This window comes from Flavobacterium sp., assembly GCF_024642105.1.
In the GTDB taxonomy this organism is placed as follows: Bacteria; Bacteroidota; Bacteroidia; order Flavobacteriales; family Flavobacteriaceae; genus Flavobacterium.
On sequence record NZ_JAHEBT010000017.1, the window covers coordinates 1 to 16939 of the forward strand.

Below are 16939 nucleotides of genomic sequence, written 5' to 3' on the forward strand. Positions count from 1 at the left end.
GGTAGTTTTTATAAAAATCAAATGTAGCTTTTTTTAAATTATCACTGAAAAAGAATCAAATAAAGACTTGGGTTTTCTTATTCGCCAACCAAAGCACTATCTTTGCGCCATGAATACACAACACCATTCCAACAACCTACTCCTGAATTTAGGGATTGAGAGTCTTAATGAAATGCAAGAAGTAGCACAAGATGCTATTGTAAATGATAATAATGTGCTATTGCTTTCGCCAACGGGTTCCGGAAAAACATTGGCTTTTTTATTGCCAATTTTCGAATTATTGCAACCCGAAATTTTGTCGGTGCAATGTTTAATTTTAGTACCTTCTCGTGAGCTGGGATTGCAAATTGAACAGGTTTGGAAAAAAATGGGAACCGATTATAAAGTGAATACCTGTTATGGTGGTCACTCCATTGATACTGAAATCAAAAACTTAAGCAATCCGCCAGCCGTTCTAATAGGAACTCCAGGTCGAATAGCTGACCATATCGATCGTGGCACTTTCCGATTGGATAAAATCCAAACCTTAGTTTTGGACGAATTCGATAAATCATTACAATTAGGGTTTCACGAACAAATGTCGTTTATCATTGGTAAACTAACCAAACTGAACAAACGTGTTTTGGTTTCGGCAACTTCCGATATTGAAATTCCAAAATACACGCGTGTGGTGAATCCTACCGTTTTGGATTTTATTCCCGAAACACAAGAGGAAACTAATTTGAGTATGAAATTAGTGGTTTCCAAAGAGAAAGACAAAATCAACACTTTGTTTCAGTTGATTTGTTCGTTGAAATCGCAAGCGGCAATTATTTTTTGTAATCATCGCGACGCTGCTGAACGTATCAGTGACACCTTAAACACTAAAGGAATCTATGCCACTTACTATCATGGCGGAATGGATCAGGACGAGCGTGAACGCGCTTTGATTCAGTTTAGAAATGGAAGTGTGAGTTATTTAATCACTACTGATTTAGCAGCACGTGGATTGGACATTCCAGAAATGAAACACGTAATTCATTACCATTTGCCTTTGAAAGAAGACGAATTCACACACCGAAATGGGCGTACGGCTCGTATGCAGGCTTCGGGAACGGCTTATATTATTGCGCACGAATCTGAGAAAAAAATGGAGTATTTGGATTATGGTATGGAAGTCTTGCCTGTAGATTCGGCTACAACTTTACCCAAACCACCCGAATTCCAAACGATTTACATTAGTGGTGGAAAGAAAAATAAACTGAATAAGATTGATATTGTAGGCTTCTTTTCTCAAAAAGGAAAATTAGAAAAAGGCGATTTAGGATTGATTGAGGTCAAAGATTTTATCTCGTTTGCAGCGGTCAAATACAACAAAGTGAAAGACTTACTTCAGAATGTGAGAGATGAAAAAATGAAAGGAAAGAAGTTCAAAATTGAAGTCGCTCGAAAAGTCATTAAGAAAGAAGAATAATTGGATGTACGATTTACGATATTGGATATTCGATGTATGATTATAAATAAAAAAAGGTGTTTAAAAAAACACTAAACTTGTCAAGCTGAACTTGTTTCAGCTTCTATATAGTACTACTATTTATAGATTCCGAAATAAATTCGGAATGACACAACATTTAATTTTTAAACACCCTCTTTTTCAGGTGTAACCTAAAGTTATATTTTTTTCACGTATTGTGTGATGATTACAATTTGCTGACCATCGACTTTTCCTTCAATGTATTCGGCATTTTCATGATCCAAACGAATGTTACGCACGGCAGTTCCTTGTTTAGCTACCATACTGGATCCTTTTACTTTCAAGTCTTTGATTAATACCACTGAATCTCCGTGTTCCAAAATAACTCCATTACTATCGCGGTGGATGATTTTGTTTTCGTCGTCTTCTCCTTCGCCAGTGGCTTGCGCCCAAGCTAAAGTGTCTTCGTCAAGGTACATCATGTCTAATAATTCTTGTGGCCAACCCGCTGCACGCATACGGCTTAACATTCTCCAAGCTACTACTTGAACTGCGGTGTGTTCGCTCCACATACTTTCGTTCAAACAACGCCAGTGGTTTAAATCCACATTATCAGGATTTTCAATTTGGTCTACACAAGTAGCACAAGCAAAAACACTTTCGTCAATTCCTCCTTTTTGAGTAGGCAAAACAGTATATACTTTTAAGTTTTCTGTAGCTGCACACAATTCGCATTGACCTCCGCTACGTTTGTTTAATTCTCTATCTAAACTCATGGTTTTATTTTTTTGGCGAAAGTAACGCTAAATAGCGCTTTTCGCAAATTTTGGTGCTACTACTTGTTGACTCTTACGGCTTCAGGAACTAATAGTTCGTATTCGCCGTGATTTCGAATCACATCGCGTACAATGCTCGAGCTGATGTACGAAGTTTTGGCAGCCGTTAATAAAAAGACCGTTTCAATCTTAGACAAACGTCTGTTCGTGTGCGCAATGGCTTTTTCAAATTCGAAGTCGGCAGGGTTGCGCAAACCACGTAAAATGAAGTTGGCATTTATTTTTTGGCACAAATCAATCGTTAAACCTTCGTAGGTGATTACCGAAATTTTAGGTTCGTTTTTGAAGGTTTCTTCGATGAATCGTTTTCTGTCTTCCAAGGAAAACATGTATTTTTTATCGGCGTTGATACCAATCGCAATCACGATTTCGTCAAACAAGGGCAAGGCTCTGTTGATGATGTCTTCATGACCTAAGGTAATGGGGTCAAACGATCCTGGAAATATGGCTTTTCTCATGGTGTAGGGTTTAGGCTAAAGCCAATTCAATCGCATTAGTGAACAAGTCTTCTAATGAAATGCCAGCTTCTTTGGCTTGTTGTGGCAACAAACTTTCGGTGGTTAAACCGGGAATGGTATTCATTTCTAGCATGTGCGGTTCGCCATCTACAATGATGAATTCAGAACGAGAGAATCCTTTCATTTTTAACGCTTTGTAGGCACGTTTGGCAATTTCGCCTACTTTTTGAGTCATTTCATCTGAAATGCGAGCCGGTGTAATTTCTTGTGATTTTCCTAAATACTTCGCTTCGTAATCAAAGAAATCATTTTCAGAAACGATTTCGGTGATGGGTAAAACGGTGATTTCACCTTTGTAATTGATGACTCCCACAGAAACCTCAGTTCCATCCAAGAAACTCTCGATGATGATTTCGTTGTCTTCTTTGTAAGCTACTTCAATGGCAATTGGCAATTCGGCAGCGGTTTTCACTTTAGAGATCCCGAAACTAGAACCTGCTTTATTAGGTTTTACAAAACAAGGCAATCCTACCTTGGCTACAATAGCATTCGTATCGATTAGGTCGCCTTTGTTTAAGTAATACGAAGTAGCGGTTTTGATGCCGTAAGGTTTTAAAACCGAAAGCAAATCACGCTTATTGAAGGTCAAAGCCGCTTGGTAATAATCGCAAGCCGTTTGAGGAATGCCAAGCAATTCGAAATAGGCTTGCATCAATCCATCTTCGCCTGGAGTACCGTGAATGGCGTTAAAAACACAATCAAAAGTTATTTTCTTTCCGTCAACGGTTACTGAAAAATCATTTCTGTCAATTGGGAATTCGGTATCATTGGCATCTACATAGACCCATTTCTCTTTGAAAATATGGATTCTAAATCCGTTGAATTTAGTTTTGTCTAAGAATTGGTACACGACGTTTCCGCTAATTAGTGAAATTTTGTATTCGCTAGAATAGCCGCCCATGATGATGGCAATGTTTTTCATTTCAAATGGTTTAAGTCTTTGTTTACTATAGGCGTTTGCCGGAGTGTTTATCCTAGCCCCGATAAAAGCGGCATCCTTTTTTTTAGGTTTTGGCCAAAAAAAGATAGAGCGGATAGCGGGAAAAAGCTCCTAACAAACTAGTAAACAAAATTATCATTTTTTTTGAAACGAAATAGGTTTATCTTTGTGCCTACTAAAAATAAATTTATGAGTTTACGTAAGTATCTAACGAGTCGTGTGTTTTTCGGTCAAGTTTTGGCTGCGCTTGCCATTATTGCAGTTTTGGGTTATTTGTTTATGCATTGGTTGACTTTTACGACTGATCATGGTCATGAAATTGCCGTGCCGAATTTGAGTAAACTAACTGAGGAACAAGTAGAGGACAAGCTAGATGAGTTGGATTTGGATTACGTGCTCTTGGATAGTGTCGATTTTAGAGGAGATTATCCGGCATTTACTGTGGTGGAACAAGATCCATTGCCAGGCACGAAAGTGAAAGTAGGCAGAAAAGTATATATTAAAATTAATGCATCGGGGTATTCTTCAGTGAAGTTGCCTGATTTGATTGATAAAACCTACCGTGAGGCGGTGCCGACTTTAAAAGCCATTGGTTTAGAAGAAGGAACGATAACTTATGAGCCTAGTTTGGGTAAAGATATGGTGTTAGCCATGCGTTACAAAGGACGTAACTTAAAACCAGGAGAGCGTGTGATGAAATCGTCTAAAATTGACTTGGTTTTAGGAGATGGAAAAATGAGTTATGAAGAGGAAGTACAAGTTGACAGTACAGCAACACCTGTTGAAGAAACCCCAGTAGATGAGCAATAATACCGAATCCTTCGACTTAGAAGACGAATTATTTGAACATTTTAAATTTGAGGTTCCCAAAGGTCAAGCGTTTTTACGTATTGATAAATACTTGATGGGGCTGATTCCGAATGCGACCCGAAATAAAATTCAAAATGCAGCGAATAGCGGCAACATTTTTGTCAATGACGAAATTGTGAAATCCAACTACAAGGCCAAGCCGTTTGATGTGATTAAGGTGATGTTATCACATCCCCCTTTTGAAAACCATGTGTTGCCAGAAAATATTCCGTTGAATATTGTGTACGAAGATGAGGCCTTGTTGCTTGTCAACAAAGAGCCTGGTTTAGTCGTGCATCCTGGTCATGGGAATTACACCGGAACTTTGGTGAATGCCTTGGCGTTTCATTTTGATAATTTACCGATGAATAGCAGTGAGCGTCCTGGCTTGGTGCATCGTATTGATAAAGATACTTCGGGCTTGTTAGTGATTGCCAAAACGGAAGCGGCGATGACACATTTGGCCAAACAATTTGAAGCCAAAACGACCGAAAGAGAATACATGGCGCTCGTTTGGGGCAATGTCGCTAATGATGCCGGAACTATTGAAGGTAATTTAGCGAGACACTTGAAAGACCGCATGCAAATGGCGGTTTTTGACGATCCCGAAATCGGTAAACCTGCGATTACGCATTACAAAGTATTGGAGCGTTTTGGTTATGTGACCTTGATTTCGTGCCAACTGGAAACGGGACGTACGCACCAGATTCGTGCGCACATGAAACACATTGGACACCCGCTATTTAATGACGAACGTTACGGCGGTCATTTGATTTTGAAAGGAACCACGTTTACCAAATACAAACAATTTATAGACAACTGTTTTAAGGCGTTGCCAAGACAAGCGTTACACGCCAAGACCTTGGGCTTTATCCACCCGAATACGGGCGAGATGATGCGTTTTGATACGGAATTGCCAGACGACTTCAAGGATTGTTTGGAACGTTGGAGAAATTACTCAAAATCGCATACTGCGGAAGAAGAATAAAAAAAGCCCCGATTGGGGCTTTTTGTTTTGTTAATGGTTTTGAAAATAATCAAGTACTGAAAAATAGTTAAAAATTATTTTTAATTGTTTCTTCAAAGTCTTCTTTTATAAACTCCCAATATTTTCCTTTGTAGCAGATTGGATCAAAATCATCATCTGCCAAGTTAAAATTTGTAAAATTTCGAACAATTAAATCTTTATCGTGCGTATATGGGTAGCGTTGTTCATGAAATGCTATCATTTGCATGATGTTGTAAGTGTCTAATAAATAGTGTAAATCCCAAAAGTCTTTTTTCCGCCCCCCTCTTTGAATAACATCTACTTTCATAGCTATAATTTCCTCAATACTTGCCATTCTGATGCCATCTATTTCTATATAAGATTGAATATAAGAATCCGTGTAAAATAAATCTAATTTAATGGTGTTGTCTCTGTTTTCTCCGATAAAATATGCCTTTCCCATTGCAGACGGAATTTCTAAAAAATCAACATACTTAAAATTGCTTTTCAAAAAATCTTCAATCGCCTTAAAATTTAATGTACCATATTCAATATCACTAAATAAATCAATATCAATGGATTCTCTATGCCCTAATTGTAAACTTAATGCAGTTCCGCCAACCAATCTAAATGGAGAGAATTCTTGAGCCTTCATTAATTTTAACAAACTATCTTTAAGTAGTTTATTTATCGTATTGTAATATACCATTTTACTTAGTGTGAATAGTGTAAGGTGGGTTCTTTTGATATAAAGCTTTTTTGATTTTTTCTTTTCCGTAGAAACGAATAATTTCTTCTCGTTCTATTTCGTTGCCTCTTTCAAATACACGTTGAATAACGGCTTTGTATTGTTTTGACCAATCTATTTTGTTGCTATCTGTGTCCCAAAATAATGACTTTCTCAATATGGCTAGGTTAGGAGTAGTTTGTTTTATTTTACTTTTCTCTTCCTTAATATCATAATAGGTTTGAAGTAGTGTTAAAGTTCCTTCTTCAATACCAAGTTTTTCTTCAATCTTTAAAGCTAATGGGGTGTTTAATTTTCTCTTACCCTTAGTAATCGCATTTAATGTTTGCGGATGTTCGTCTATAGACAAGGCAAAAGGACGCTGGTGTAGCGCTCTTTTCTTCAATTCTCGCTCCAATATAATGCCAGGATGTATTCCTTTGTATTTTTCTATATAGTTTTTCATACTGCAAATGTAAACAAATTTGTTTATATTTTACTAAAATTTATATCTTGAGTTACGACTTCAAGGATTGTTTGGAACGTTGGAGAAATTACTCAAAATCGCATACTGCGGAAGAAGAATAAAAAAAGCCCCGATTGGGGCTTTTTGTTGTTTTATATCCACGTGAAAGGATTGGCTTCGTCAAATTGCATTTCGTGCGGGAGCGGGACTTAAAGTCGAGAGACTTTGCGTAGCGGGCGTTTTATTTTCTGCGTTCACAAATGTCTGAGTAAAATATTTTCAAAATTCTATTTCCCATATTTACATTCTCGCTTTTAGCTGCAATCGTCGTAGTCAGTTCAATTCCCGCAGGATAATTAAACACTGTTTCTATATTTAAACTGTAGTTATATTCGTTAACACCTGAAATATATAAGCGAACATAGTTTTTTTTAAATCCAATTTTGGTTTTCTCTTTGCTTGCTTTTAGAGCCGGCCAATCTGCCATTTTTCCGGAAACACTTTTATTTTCAGCAATATTAAATTTATTGAAATTACGTTTTACAGCTTCGCCAATAATTTCTGCGGAACTTTTCAAATCAATGACTTCACATTCTTCTTGTTCAAAACTGTAACCTGCTTTAGAATCTTTCGATTGTGGTGCCAAAATTATTTCGGAATACTTTTCGGAAATGTAGACAGAAAGACTTTTAACCACTTTCAATTCTGGTTCAGGAACTTTAAATATAAGGCTTCGTATTTTCATTTTAAATGGATAGTTGTCAAAATGGCTACTAACTTGATTATATGCTCAGTTTTTTACTCTTTTAATGAGCAAAGCTAAACGTTTTTGAATGGCTATATTCAATTATAGTTGTATTTTTTTAAATCAAAACTACCAAAATTGATTGTTACCCAAACAGTTGTAGGTGTTTGCATTTAAATTTCATACAATCTGTAAATGAAACCAATTTGGGGCGATTGTAGTTACCAAGCTTTTCAAATGTAGCAAATTTTTTAATGAAACAATTAAACAATTTGAAAATGAATCAATGTAGCAATTAATCTACTAGCATTTCTTTAAGGACTTCTTTAGTGAATTGAATTTCTGTTTTGTTCAATTTTCCTAAGGCTTTTAGAATTCTCGTTTTATCCACGGTTCTAATTTGGTCCAGAGCAATCATTCCTTTTTTACTATTATGATTAACTGCTACTCTGGTTGGGTATTCTTTCAAACTAGAAGTCATTGGAGCAATGATAATGGTATTTAAGTGTTTGTTCATCTCATTGGGTGAAACAACCACACAAGGTCTAGTTTTTTGAATTTCACTGCCCAATGTTGGGTCTAGATTGACTAGAACTATTGCATATTGTACTATTTCCATTCTTCAAAATCTTCGTCCTCAAAAACATCAGTAAGTAATAAGGCATCATCTCCTTCTTGGTGCATTTTTTCAAATGAAACGTCCCAGTTTTTTCTTGGAGTTTCAATAGGTTTAAGAATGATTTGCCCCATTTCAAGTATAATTTCTACTTTATCTTTGATGTTGTATTTTTCCAAAATAGTTTTGCTTAAACGCAACCCTTTGGAGTTTCCAATTTTGATTATTGCCGTTTCCATAATTTACTTGCTTAAAAAGTTATTACAAAGTAACTACATTTTAATTGAATTATGAAGTTTTTTACCAATTATTTTAATGTAACAATTGAATAATTTGAAAATTTACCAATTCATTAATTGAACAATTAGTTCACTGATTTTAAACGGATGTTACTGATTCCCGCGGATACAATCCGTTGAATCTGTGGCTATAAATTACAACTTGATATTCAATTCTAATTTTCCGCCCAAACCTGATTCTACGATTTTTTGTAGAGTAGAGAAACGAACTTCTTTGATGTTATTTTCAATTTTTGAGATGTAGGATTTGGTTGTACCGCATTTCTCAGCCAATTGTTCTTGGGTTAATCCCTTTTCAATTCGGGCTTCATGAATTAAAGCTCCTAATTTGAATTCTTGGTATCCTTCTTCTAAAGCAATACGTTTTTCGGTTCCTATGTTTCCGTAGAACTCGTCTTTAAATTCAGAAAGTGTTTGTAGTTTATTTGTTTTCATATTCGGCTTTAATTTGTGATTTTTGTTTAGCACAAAAATAAACAAAAGTTGCCTTTTAGTATAACTTTGTTAAATATAAAATTCCCAACGGATTTTAAACAGATGTTACTGATTCCCGCGGATAAAATCCGTTGAATCCGTGTAATCTGTGGCAAAAAACTATTTCCTTTTTTCCAAATTACCCTCCACACGATAGCGCAGTATTTTTTGTAATAATTCTTCTGAAAGTGGTTTTTCTGGGGTGAATTGAATGGTTCCTGCTGAGGTTTTGAAACCTGTTAATTCGTCTTTGAAAACATCAATAGTTTTCGAATCCCAAGGAAAAAAACTGCAATGGTTTTTAAAAGCCGCAAAGCCACCAATCATTCCGTGAAAATGGTAGGCTGGCATTTTATAACTTAAGTATTCTTGTGCTTCGGGAACCGTATTTTTAATGATTTGGCGCACGCGCTCCAACGCTATTTGTTGCTCTACAGGTAGATTTGAGATGTATTTGTTAACTCCTTCGGTGTCGTTTTGTTTAGTAGTAGCCATTGTAATCTATTTTATTTCAAAAATAATAAAAGTTTTGAGTGGCACGAAAACAAAGTTTGATTTTCGGGTTTTCAATTTGTACTTTTGAATCCAATTCAATCAGCAGATTAATCGTCGTTTACCATGAAGATAGTAATTTCCCCAGCCAAGTCGTTGAACTTCGAAAAAGAATTGCCTACAACGCAATTCACACAACCGATTTTATTAAAAGAGTCCAAAAAAGTGCATGCAGTATTGAAACAAAAAACACCTGCTGAATTATCACAATTGATGGCGATTTCAGATAAATTGGCTGATTTGAATTGGCAACGCAATAAGGCGTGGAAAACTCCTTTCAATAGTTCGAATGCCCGTCCTGCGGTTTATGCTTTTGATGGAGATGTGTATACAGGTTTAGACGCGTATTCGATTCCAATGGAAAAGTTGGATGTGTTGCAAGATCGTTTACGCATTTTATCAGGTTTGTATGGCGTGCTGAAACCTTTGGATTTGATGCAAGCTTACCGATTGGAAATGGGAACCAAATTACCCATTGGCGAAAGCAACAATTTATATGATTTTTGGAAAAGTACGGTAACCGCTAGTTTGAATAAAGAACTGAAAAGAGGAGAGTTGTTTGTGAACTTAGCAAGCAATGAATATTTTTCGGTAATTGATACTAAAGCGTTAAAAGTGCCAGTTATTACACCCGACTTTAAAGACTACAAAGATGGCAAATTAAAGATGATTAGTTTCTTTGCCAAAAAGGCGAGGGGCATGATGGTGCGTTATATTATTGATACAAATGCTGAAACTATCGACGATTTAAAAGGGTTCAACTACGATGGGTATCAATTTGATGCCAATTTATCAAAGGGGAATAATTTGATTTTTACGAGGTAATAATTCGTTCACCGCAGATTCGCAGATTACAATAATTGAGTTCTTTGTGTTTAGATTTGAAATAAAAAAAACACAGACTAAAACCGAGGTCTTAATCTGTGTAATAGTATTTTAGTGCATCGCTTCGGCAGGATCAATTTTGTTTTTCCCTTTTTTGATTAGTAGAATAATTGGGATGCAGCAAAGAAACAGGATTCCGAGATACATAAAAACATCCATATACGCCATAACGGTAGATTGCTTCATGACCGAATAATCGAGTATCTGATACGCTTTATTCAAGGCTTCATTGCTGCTATATCCTTTGGACATAAATCCTCTTTGAAGCATAGCAATACGTTGTTGCACATTGGTTTTGGTTGGGTCGATATTAGCCAATAAACTCACTCGGTGTTCTTGACTGAATCGTGTGATGTAGGTCGTAATAATAGCAATACCAAACGATCCACCCAATTGACGCATCATTCCGGTAAAAGCCGCCCCTTCGCCAATACTTCTTCCTTTCAAAGTTGAAAGCGATAGGGTAGTGATGGGTACAAAAAGCAATCCCAATCCAATTCCTCTTAAAATTAATGGCCAGAACAAATGTTCTACTCCTGTATCAGGCGTCATTCGGCTGTACATCATAAAAGTAAAGAAGAAGAAAATTAAGAATCCCACTCCCACCATATAACCTTGTGGAACTCCTTTTTGAATCATTTTACCAATAATGGGCATCATGAATGCTGTAGTTATGGAACCTGGAATTAATAATAAACCAGCATCTGTAGCTGTCCAACCCAAAATAGCTTGGGTGTAAATAGGAATAATTAGAGTCGAACCATACAATCCAAATCCAAGGATAAAACACATCACGACACCAATTCGGAGATTTCCATCTTTTAAAACACTGAGGTTGACAATAGGATGTTTGTAAGTGAGTTCTCGCCACACAAAAAATAACAGTCCAAAAACGGATACAATACTCAAAACCAAGATGGTTGTATCGTTAAACCAGTCGTCTTGCTGACCGTGTTCTAGAACGTATTGCAATGAACCAATGAAACTCATAAGGAATAAAATCCCCCACCAGTCCACTTGATTTGCTTTTAATTTTTCGCCGTATTTTGGACTTCTTACAAAAGTAAACGCTAGAATAGCCGCTACAATCCCGATAGGAATGTTGATGTAAAAAATGTAAGGCCACGAAAAATTATCTACGATATATCCTCCCAATGGCGGACCCAGTGTAGGACCCACAATAACTCCCATTCCGTAAATGGCTTGTGCCATTCCACGTTTAGCGGCTGGATAACTCTCGGTAATAATGGTTTGAGCCGTTACCAATAAAGCGCCACCACCCAGACCTTGGATGAATCGGTAAATTATCAGTTCCCATATATTACTTGCGTTACCACATAAAAAAGAAGCGGTCGTAAAGATGATGATGGAAACCACAAAATAATTTCGTCTTCCAAATTGTTGCGAAAGCCAGCTCGTCATCGGGATGACAATTACATTCGCAATAGCATAAGCAGTAATTACCCAAGCTACATCATTTAAGGTCGCTCCAAGACTTCCTCTCATATTGGTTAATGCCACGTTGACAATAGTGGTGTCTACAATTTCGAGCAAGGCACAAAGTACCGCTGTAATGGTGATGATTACACGTCTATAGCCGTATTCTACTAAATCGTCTGCTTGTACCATTTTATTTTAAATGTACGTCAACATCCACATTCATTCCTGGACGTAATAATTTAATTTTTTCAGGATCGTTGTTCGCGTCTAAACTGATTTTTACAGGTAAACGTTGGATTGTTTTTACAAAGTTACCCGTAGCATTATCAGGAGGTAGCAATGAAAAACGTGCTCCTGTAGCTGGAGAAAAAGAAGTAATAGTTCCTTGGAAATCATAATCAGGATACGCATCTACTTTGATGGTTACTTTTTGTCCTTCTACCATTTTGTTCAATTGCGTTTCTTTGAAATTAGCAATTACCCAAGCCGAAGCATTATTGATGATTTGGAACAACGATTGCCCAGCCTGAACCAATTGTCCTGGTTGGATATCTACTTTAGACACTTGTCCGTCGATAGCTGCAGTTACTACAGTATACGTAAGATTTAATTTAGCCGCTTCTAATTGTGCTTGCGCTCTTTTTATATTGGCAGCAGCCACTTCAGTTTGTTTGTTAGACACTTTTGATTTGGCTTCAATAACCGATTTTTGGAAGCTACTTGCTTTTTGTTGCTGTTGCAAAATACGCACTTGCGTTTCCGCTTCTTGTTTGGCAGCCAAAGCTTGCTCGTATTGTTGTTTGGTAATCGAATGATTTTGGTACAAATTATTGTATCTGTTGTAATCACTAGTCAAGCGTCCCAAACGAATTTTTGCTGCCTCAATGTTACCACTTGCTGATTGAACGTTAGCGTCAGAAACAGCCACGCTAGCTAAGGCACCACTGATGTCTGCTTTTGACACTTCAAAACTACCTTCGGCAGCTACTAGTGCAGCATTAGCTTCTTCAATTTTGATTTTAAAATCTCTTTGATCAATCGTAAATAAGGTATCTCCTTTTTTTACAAAATCGTTGTCTTTTACATACACTTGGTCCACATATCCCGAAACTCTTGGAATAATTGGATTCATTCGTTTTTCAATTTGAGCATCATCGGTTAGCTCATGAGATTGTGCGTGCAGGTATTTGTATGTTCCATAAGAACCACCTACAATGATTAATGCTAAAAATATAGTGATGAACTTTTTATTGGTATTTTTCTTTTCCATGTCAGGTGTTGGTTATAGTTTTGAAATAGTGAAAGTACTGGTTAATTGCCCCGTTGCGTTAAGCAAGGCGTAGTATTTTTGAATGATATTGGCTTTGGCTAATGTTTTATTGATGTTAGCACTTAATTGTTCTACATCGGCTTCCAATAAGTCATTGGTATCGGCTAATCCGTTATCGTATTTATCTTTAATGATTCGGTAGTTTTCTGAAGATTGTGCTACAGCTTGTCCGTACACTTCATTTTGTTGAATGGCTAGGTGGTAGTTTTCGATAGCTTCTTGAACCTCTATTTTGATGTAATCAGATAACATCGCTTCTGAGTTTTGAAGTTCCATTGCTTTACTTTCGGCTAATTTGACAGCAGTACCATTTTTAAAAATAGCACTCAAATCATACGATAAACCTAAGCCAAAATTCATTGCGTTTTGAACAGTTACCACATTTTTCAAATCCAATGCTACATAACCACCGATTAAATTTATGGAAGGATAATATCCTCCTTTAGCTAATTTGACGTTGGCTTTACTTGCTTTTTCTTGTAATTGAACCGCCTGTAAATCTTTTCTGTTTTCCAAAGCAGGTTGTTCGCTTGTTGGAATATTATCCATTTTAAAATTAGCAAAATCACTTTCACGAATTTCTATTTGAGTCTCTTTAGGAAGTTTTAACAAGCTTACCAAGTTAAAGTTAACTATGGAAACATGGTTTAAGGCTTCATCAATCGATAATTTGATTTTTGACACTTGCAATTGTGCTTTCAATAAATCATTTCGAGCGATGATTTCATTTTTTTCTAATTCGCTAAAATCAAACGCACGTTGTTCAGCTCGTTTTTGATTTTCTTTCAACAGAGCTACTGTTTTTTGCGCCTTGAATAAACTAGCATAAAGATTAATGACTTTCATAGCGACTTCTTCTTTGGTATGCGTAGCAGTAGCGGTTTCAGCCTCATACAAATTTTCATGCAATTGGATGTTATTTTGCATTTTAAAACCTGCAAATACAGGAATAGAAGCATTAATTTGGCCTATCATTAGTTGGTCAACAATAGGCAATGAACCCGAATTGCTGTTCTGACTTGATTTTAGATTAATCGAGGCATTGGCCAATCGTTGGTATTGACCTGAAATTTTGAAATCAGGGTATTGATTGTTCTTTGCCGATTGTAACTCGTATTTTTTAGAACTTACTTTGGCATTTGCCAATCCCACTTCATTGCTTTTGTCCCAAGCTAAATGAACGGCTTCGTCTAATGTTAGACTTCTTTTTTCTTGAGCGTCTATGGAGCTGATCCCTAAAACGGATAATCCAAAGAGCAAGAATCGATTAATTTTCTTCATGTATCAGTAGCGCTTTTACGGTTTGTTGTATATGATTTTTTAATTCTGTTGTACTATAATTTTCAAAGGATTCTTTGGTATTCAATCCCAGTACTTCTTCAAAAAACGGTTTGTTCATTTGGAAATGAAAAAAAGTTCCTAAAATAGTAGGAGTGAGCAATGGAACAATAATATCTTTTCTAAAAACGCCCTTTTTCTGTCCTTCTTCAATGATGGTTTCGAGTGTTTTTAGATTTCCTTTTTTTAATTCAGAAAATGCCGCTAAACTTTTGGCTCTTTTTTCCGAATTGAATTCAAAATGTAAAATGCGATAAATTCCTTTGTTTTTGTTGATTCGATTGATGTACAATTCAATCAGCTTATTGATTTTGTCAATAGGTTCTAACTCTTCCTGAATCAGATGATCCAATTGATTTTTTAAATCCGATGTTCTATAGAAAAGCAATGATTCCAATAAACGTTCTTTCGACCCAAAATAGTACGAAATCATAGCAATATTGATTTTGGCTATTTTCGAAATATCCCGAATAGAAGTTCCATCAAAACCCTTTTCTGCGAATAAGGTTTCGGCTACTTCTAAAATCTGAATTTGTTTGTCGGTGAAATTGCTTTTCAAAGCATTATTTTTTTAGCAATGACAAAATTAAACAACCGTTTAATTAAACAACTGTTTAAATTGTATTTAACACCATTTTAACAAACCTAAAAATAATTTGCTTCTGCTTCCATTTTTTTAAGATGGTGGAAGCTTTCCGAGAAAGAGAAGCAGTTTATGTAAGCTTTTAAAAATATAGTCCCTACGGGACTTTGAGTAATGGTATTTGTTTTATTACCCAAATTGTGTCCCTAACGGGACTTTTTTATAGAAATAAATAGTTTAAATATTTTTATTGACTTGTCCCGTAGGGACATTATATGGGTAAGCTTAGTATAGTAGAACATAGAAGTCCCATAGGGACGAAATATTTTATGGAATTATTTTACCCAAACAAACACTTGTTACTACATTTTCATATTGGTCGTAGTTAGGGATAATAGAATACCCCATTTTAGTGTACAGTTGAATGGCTTGCGGATTGTTAGTACCTGTCTCCAGAATACAATTGGTAAAACCATATTCGCTTGCCCAATTTTCTAATGCGGATAGGATTCCTTTAGCAATGCCTTGTCCACGAAAATTGGGGCGAACAAACATTCGTTTTATTTCAGCGGTAGTTTTATTGTAGGGTTTAAAAGCACCGCAACCAACAACATAATTATCTTGGTAGCCAACCACGACATTCTTAATGTGATCCAAGGTGTCGAATTGAGCATAAAACGCATGATCCTCACCATCGCGAATAGCCAAATCTTCGTCTAGTAGCGCGACTAAACTTAAAAAATTTTTGTTATCTGATGTCGTTCTTTCGAATGTCATTGATGGGGTTTTATCTTAAGAATCAATTTTTTTTCTATTTGTAATCTGTAATAGAATTACGAATAACAAAATTATGGCTATTAAAAAACTAAAAAAGAATATTCCGACTGCGCCAGTTGCACATTTACCTCCACTGTTAGTTATTGAATAGACGATTAATGCAAAGCTTAAAATAGTCATTAAAAATTGTAAAACAAAACTGATTATGCAAACCAAATAGAATTTAATATTTATTTTTTTATTCAAGCATTTTGCACCAATTTTATATTGAAAAACAGTTGGTATAAAAAGCAGTAAAAAGGCTATTATAGTTAGCATAATTCCATTTTTAAATAAAATATTTTTCTATCGAATCGCTTTCACGAATTCTTCAATTTTTCCTGTTCCATTTTGGGTTAAATGGTTAATGAATGCACTTCCAATAATGGCACCTTTGGCAAATTCAGTTGCTTGATTGAAGGTTTCGGCATTGTTGATTCCAAAACCAATGATTTGTGGGTTTTTCAAATTCATAGCGGCAATACGCTTGAAATAATTTTCTTGTGTACTTCCAAAACCCGATTGAGATCCCGTTACACTAGCAGAACTTACCATATAAATAAATCCGTCCGAAACGCTATCAATAAAACGGATGCGTTCGTCAGACGTTTGTGGTGTGATTAAAAACACATTGATTAGGCCGTATTTTTCAAAAGTGGCTTTGTATTCGTTTGCATAGACATCTACGGGTAAATCAGGGATGATTAAACCGTCAATGCCAATTTCGGCGCATTTTTTACAGAAATTCTCTACCCCGTATTGCAACATTGGGTTGAAATACCCCATAATTACTAATGGAATGGAAACTGTTTTACGAATGTCTTTCAATTGGTCAAATAATACTTGGGTAGTCATTCCGTTGTGCAAGGCTTGAGTAGAACTTGCTTGAATAGTTGGTCCATCGGCCAAAGGGTCGCTAAATGGCAAGCCAATTTCAATCATGTCAATCCCACTTTTTTCTAAATCTTGAATGATTTGTACGGTATCGTTCAGGCTAGGATATCCCGCTGAAAAATAGATAGACAATACTTTTTTAGTTTCTTGTAATTTTTGATTGATTCGATTCATTGTAATTTACGATTTA

General features: G+C 36.0%; 20 protein-coding genes. 4 read left to right on the top strand and 16 right to left on the bottom strand.

What is annotated here, in order from left to right; translation table 11 throughout:
* Positions 1-109 precede the first annotated feature (109 nt).
* Positions 110-1453, top strand: a complete 1344-nt coding sequence (locus tag Q0L65_RS03865) for a DEAD/DEAH box helicase (RefSeq protein WP_296683703.1) — start codon at positions 110-112, stop codon at positions 1451-1453.
* A gap of 197 nt (positions 1454-1650) precedes the next feature.
* On the opposite strand, the gene Q0L65_RS03870 is transcribed toward Q0L65_RS03865, so the two are convergent.
* Genes Q0L65_RS03870 through Q0L65_RS03880 form a run of 3 tightly spaced genes read right to left on the bottom strand, consistent with a single transcriptional unit; the run spans position 1651 to position 3729 of the window.
* A complete protein-coding gene (locus Q0L65_RS03870; RefSeq protein ID WP_296683705.1) occupies positions 1651-2229 on the bottom strand; it encodes an alkylphosphonate utilization protein in 579 nt (192 codons plus the stop codon).
* A gap of 59 nt (positions 2230-2288) precedes the next feature.
* On the bottom strand, positions 2289-2747 hold the full coding sequence (gene coaD / locus Q0L65_RS03875; RefSeq protein ID WP_296683706.1) for a pantetheine-phosphate adenylyltransferase: 459 nt from the start codon (positions 2745-2747) through the stop codon (positions 2289-2291).
* Between the two features lie 10 nt (positions 2748-2757).
* Positions 2758-3729, bottom strand: coding sequence for a D-alanine--D-alanine ligase (locus Q0L65_RS03880; RefSeq protein ID WP_264533325.1), 972 nt, complete (start codon positions 3727-3729; stop codon positions 2758-2760).
* A 207-nt stretch (positions 3730-3936) separates the two neighbouring features.
* Between Q0L65_RS03880 and Q0L65_RS03885 the strand changes: the two genes are divergently transcribed.
* Together Q0L65_RS03885 and Q0L65_RS03890 are read left to right on the top strand one after the other, a co-directional pair.
* Positions 3937-4557 (top strand): PASTA domain-containing protein, encoded by a 621-nt coding sequence (locus tag Q0L65_RS03885; protein WP_296683711.1) that lies wholly within the window; start codon positions 3937-3939, stop codon positions 4555-4557.
* Positions 4547-5584 (top strand): RluA family pseudouridine synthase, encoded by a 1038-nt coding sequence (locus Q0L65_RS03890; protein ID WP_296683714.1) that lies wholly within the window; start codon positions 4547-4549, stop codon positions 5582-5584. Before Q0L65_RS03885 ends, Q0L65_RS03890 begins: the two co-directional genes overlap by 11 nt.
* 67 nt (positions 5585-5651) lie before the next feature.
* On the opposite strand, the gene Q0L65_RS03895 is transcribed toward Q0L65_RS03890, so the two are convergent.
* From Q0L65_RS03895 to Q0L65_RS03925, 7 genes are all read right to left on the bottom strand, one after another.
* The gene (locus tag Q0L65_RS03895) at positions 5652-6239 is read right to left on the bottom strand and encodes a nucleotidyl transferase AbiEii/AbiGii toxin family protein (protein WP_296683717.1); all 588 of its coding nucleotides are present in this window, start codon (positions 6237-6239) and stop codon (positions 5652-5654) included.
* Positions 6240-6294: 55 nt separating this feature from the next.
* Entirely contained in the window at positions 6295-6777 is a 483-nt protein-coding gene (locus Q0L65_RS03900; protein ID WP_296683719.1) for a helix-turn-helix domain-containing protein, read from the bottom strand.
* Positions 6778-7018: 241 nt separating this feature from the next.
* The gene (locus Q0L65_RS03905; RefSeq protein ID WP_296683722.1) at positions 7019-7522 is read right to left on the bottom strand and encodes a hypothetical protein; all 504 of its coding nucleotides are present in this window, start codon (positions 7520-7522) and stop codon (positions 7019-7021) included.
* A 295-nt stretch (positions 7523-7817) separates the two neighbouring features.
* Positions 7818-8141, bottom strand: coding sequence for a type II toxin-antitoxin system PemK/MazF family toxin (locus Q0L65_RS03910; RefSeq protein ID WP_296683725.1), 324 nt, complete (start codon positions 8139-8141; stop codon positions 7818-7820).
* Positions 8132-8377: an AbrB/MazE/SpoVT family DNA-binding domain-containing protein gene (locus Q0L65_RS03915; RefSeq protein WP_296683728.1), complete on the bottom strand. Its 246-nt coding sequence runs from the start codon at positions 8375-8377 to the stop codon at positions 8132-8134. Before Q0L65_RS03915 ends, Q0L65_RS03910 begins: the two co-directional genes overlap by 10 nt.
* 195 nt (positions 8378-8572) lie before the next feature.
* Complete coding sequence (locus tag Q0L65_RS03920) at positions 8573-8872, bottom strand: helix-turn-helix transcriptional regulator (protein WP_296683730.1); 300 nt, start codon at positions 8870-8872, stop codon at positions 8573-8575.
* A 159-nt stretch (positions 8873-9031) separates the two neighbouring features.
* Positions 9032-9406, bottom strand: coding sequence for a DUF1801 domain-containing protein (locus Q0L65_RS03925; RefSeq protein ID WP_296683733.1), 375 nt, complete (start codon positions 9404-9406; stop codon positions 9032-9034).
* A 123-nt stretch (positions 9407-9529) separates the two neighbouring features.
* Between Q0L65_RS03925 and yaaA the strand changes: the two genes are divergently transcribed.
* Positions 9530-10288 carry a peroxide stress protein YaaA gene (gene yaaA / locus Q0L65_RS03930; protein ID WP_296683735.1) on the top strand — a complete coding sequence of 253 codons (759 nt, stop codon included), beginning with the start codon at positions 9530-9532 and terminating at the stop codon, positions 10286-10288.
* Between the two features lie 111 nt (positions 10289-10399).
* On the opposite strand, the gene Q0L65_RS03935 is transcribed toward yaaA, so the two are convergent.
* The 6 genes from Q0L65_RS03935 to trpA all read right to left on the bottom strand — a co-directional run bounded on the left by Q0L65_RS03935 (position 10400) and on the right by trpA (position 16923).
* Positions 10400-11977 carry a DHA2 family efflux MFS transporter permease subunit gene (locus tag Q0L65_RS03935; protein ID WP_296683737.1) on the bottom strand — a complete coding sequence of 526 codons (1578 nt, stop codon included), beginning with the start codon at positions 11975-11977 and terminating at the stop codon, positions 10400-10402.
* A 1-nt stretch (position 11978) separates the two neighbouring features.
* On the bottom strand, positions 11979-13058 hold the full coding sequence (locus Q0L65_RS03940) for an HlyD family secretion protein (RefSeq protein ID WP_296683740.1): 1080 nt from the start codon (positions 13056-13058) through the stop codon (positions 11979-11981).
* Positions 13059-13070: 12 nt separating this feature from the next.
* Positions 13071-14399 (bottom strand): TolC family protein, encoded by a 1329-nt coding sequence (locus tag Q0L65_RS03945; protein ID WP_296683741.1) that lies wholly within the window; start codon positions 14397-14399, stop codon positions 13071-13073.
* On the bottom strand, positions 14386-15015 hold the full coding sequence (locus tag Q0L65_RS03950) for a TetR family transcriptional regulator (RefSeq protein WP_296683743.1): 630 nt from the start codon (positions 15013-15015) through the stop codon (positions 14386-14388). Before Q0L65_RS03950 ends, Q0L65_RS03945 begins: the two co-directional genes overlap by 14 nt.
* 351 nt (positions 15016-15366) lie before the next feature.
* Positions 15367-15816 carry a GNAT family N-acetyltransferase gene (locus Q0L65_RS03955; RefSeq protein WP_296683745.1) on the bottom strand — a complete coding sequence of 150 codons (450 nt, stop codon included), beginning with the start codon at positions 15814-15816 and terminating at the stop codon, positions 15367-15369.
* Positions 15817-16161: 345 nt separating this feature from the next.
* Positions 16162-16923, bottom strand: coding sequence for a tryptophan synthase subunit alpha (gene trpA, locus Q0L65_RS03960; RefSeq protein ID WP_296683746.1), 762 nt, complete (start codon positions 16921-16923; stop codon positions 16162-16164).
* Between the last annotated feature and the right edge of the window lie 16 nt (positions 16924-16939).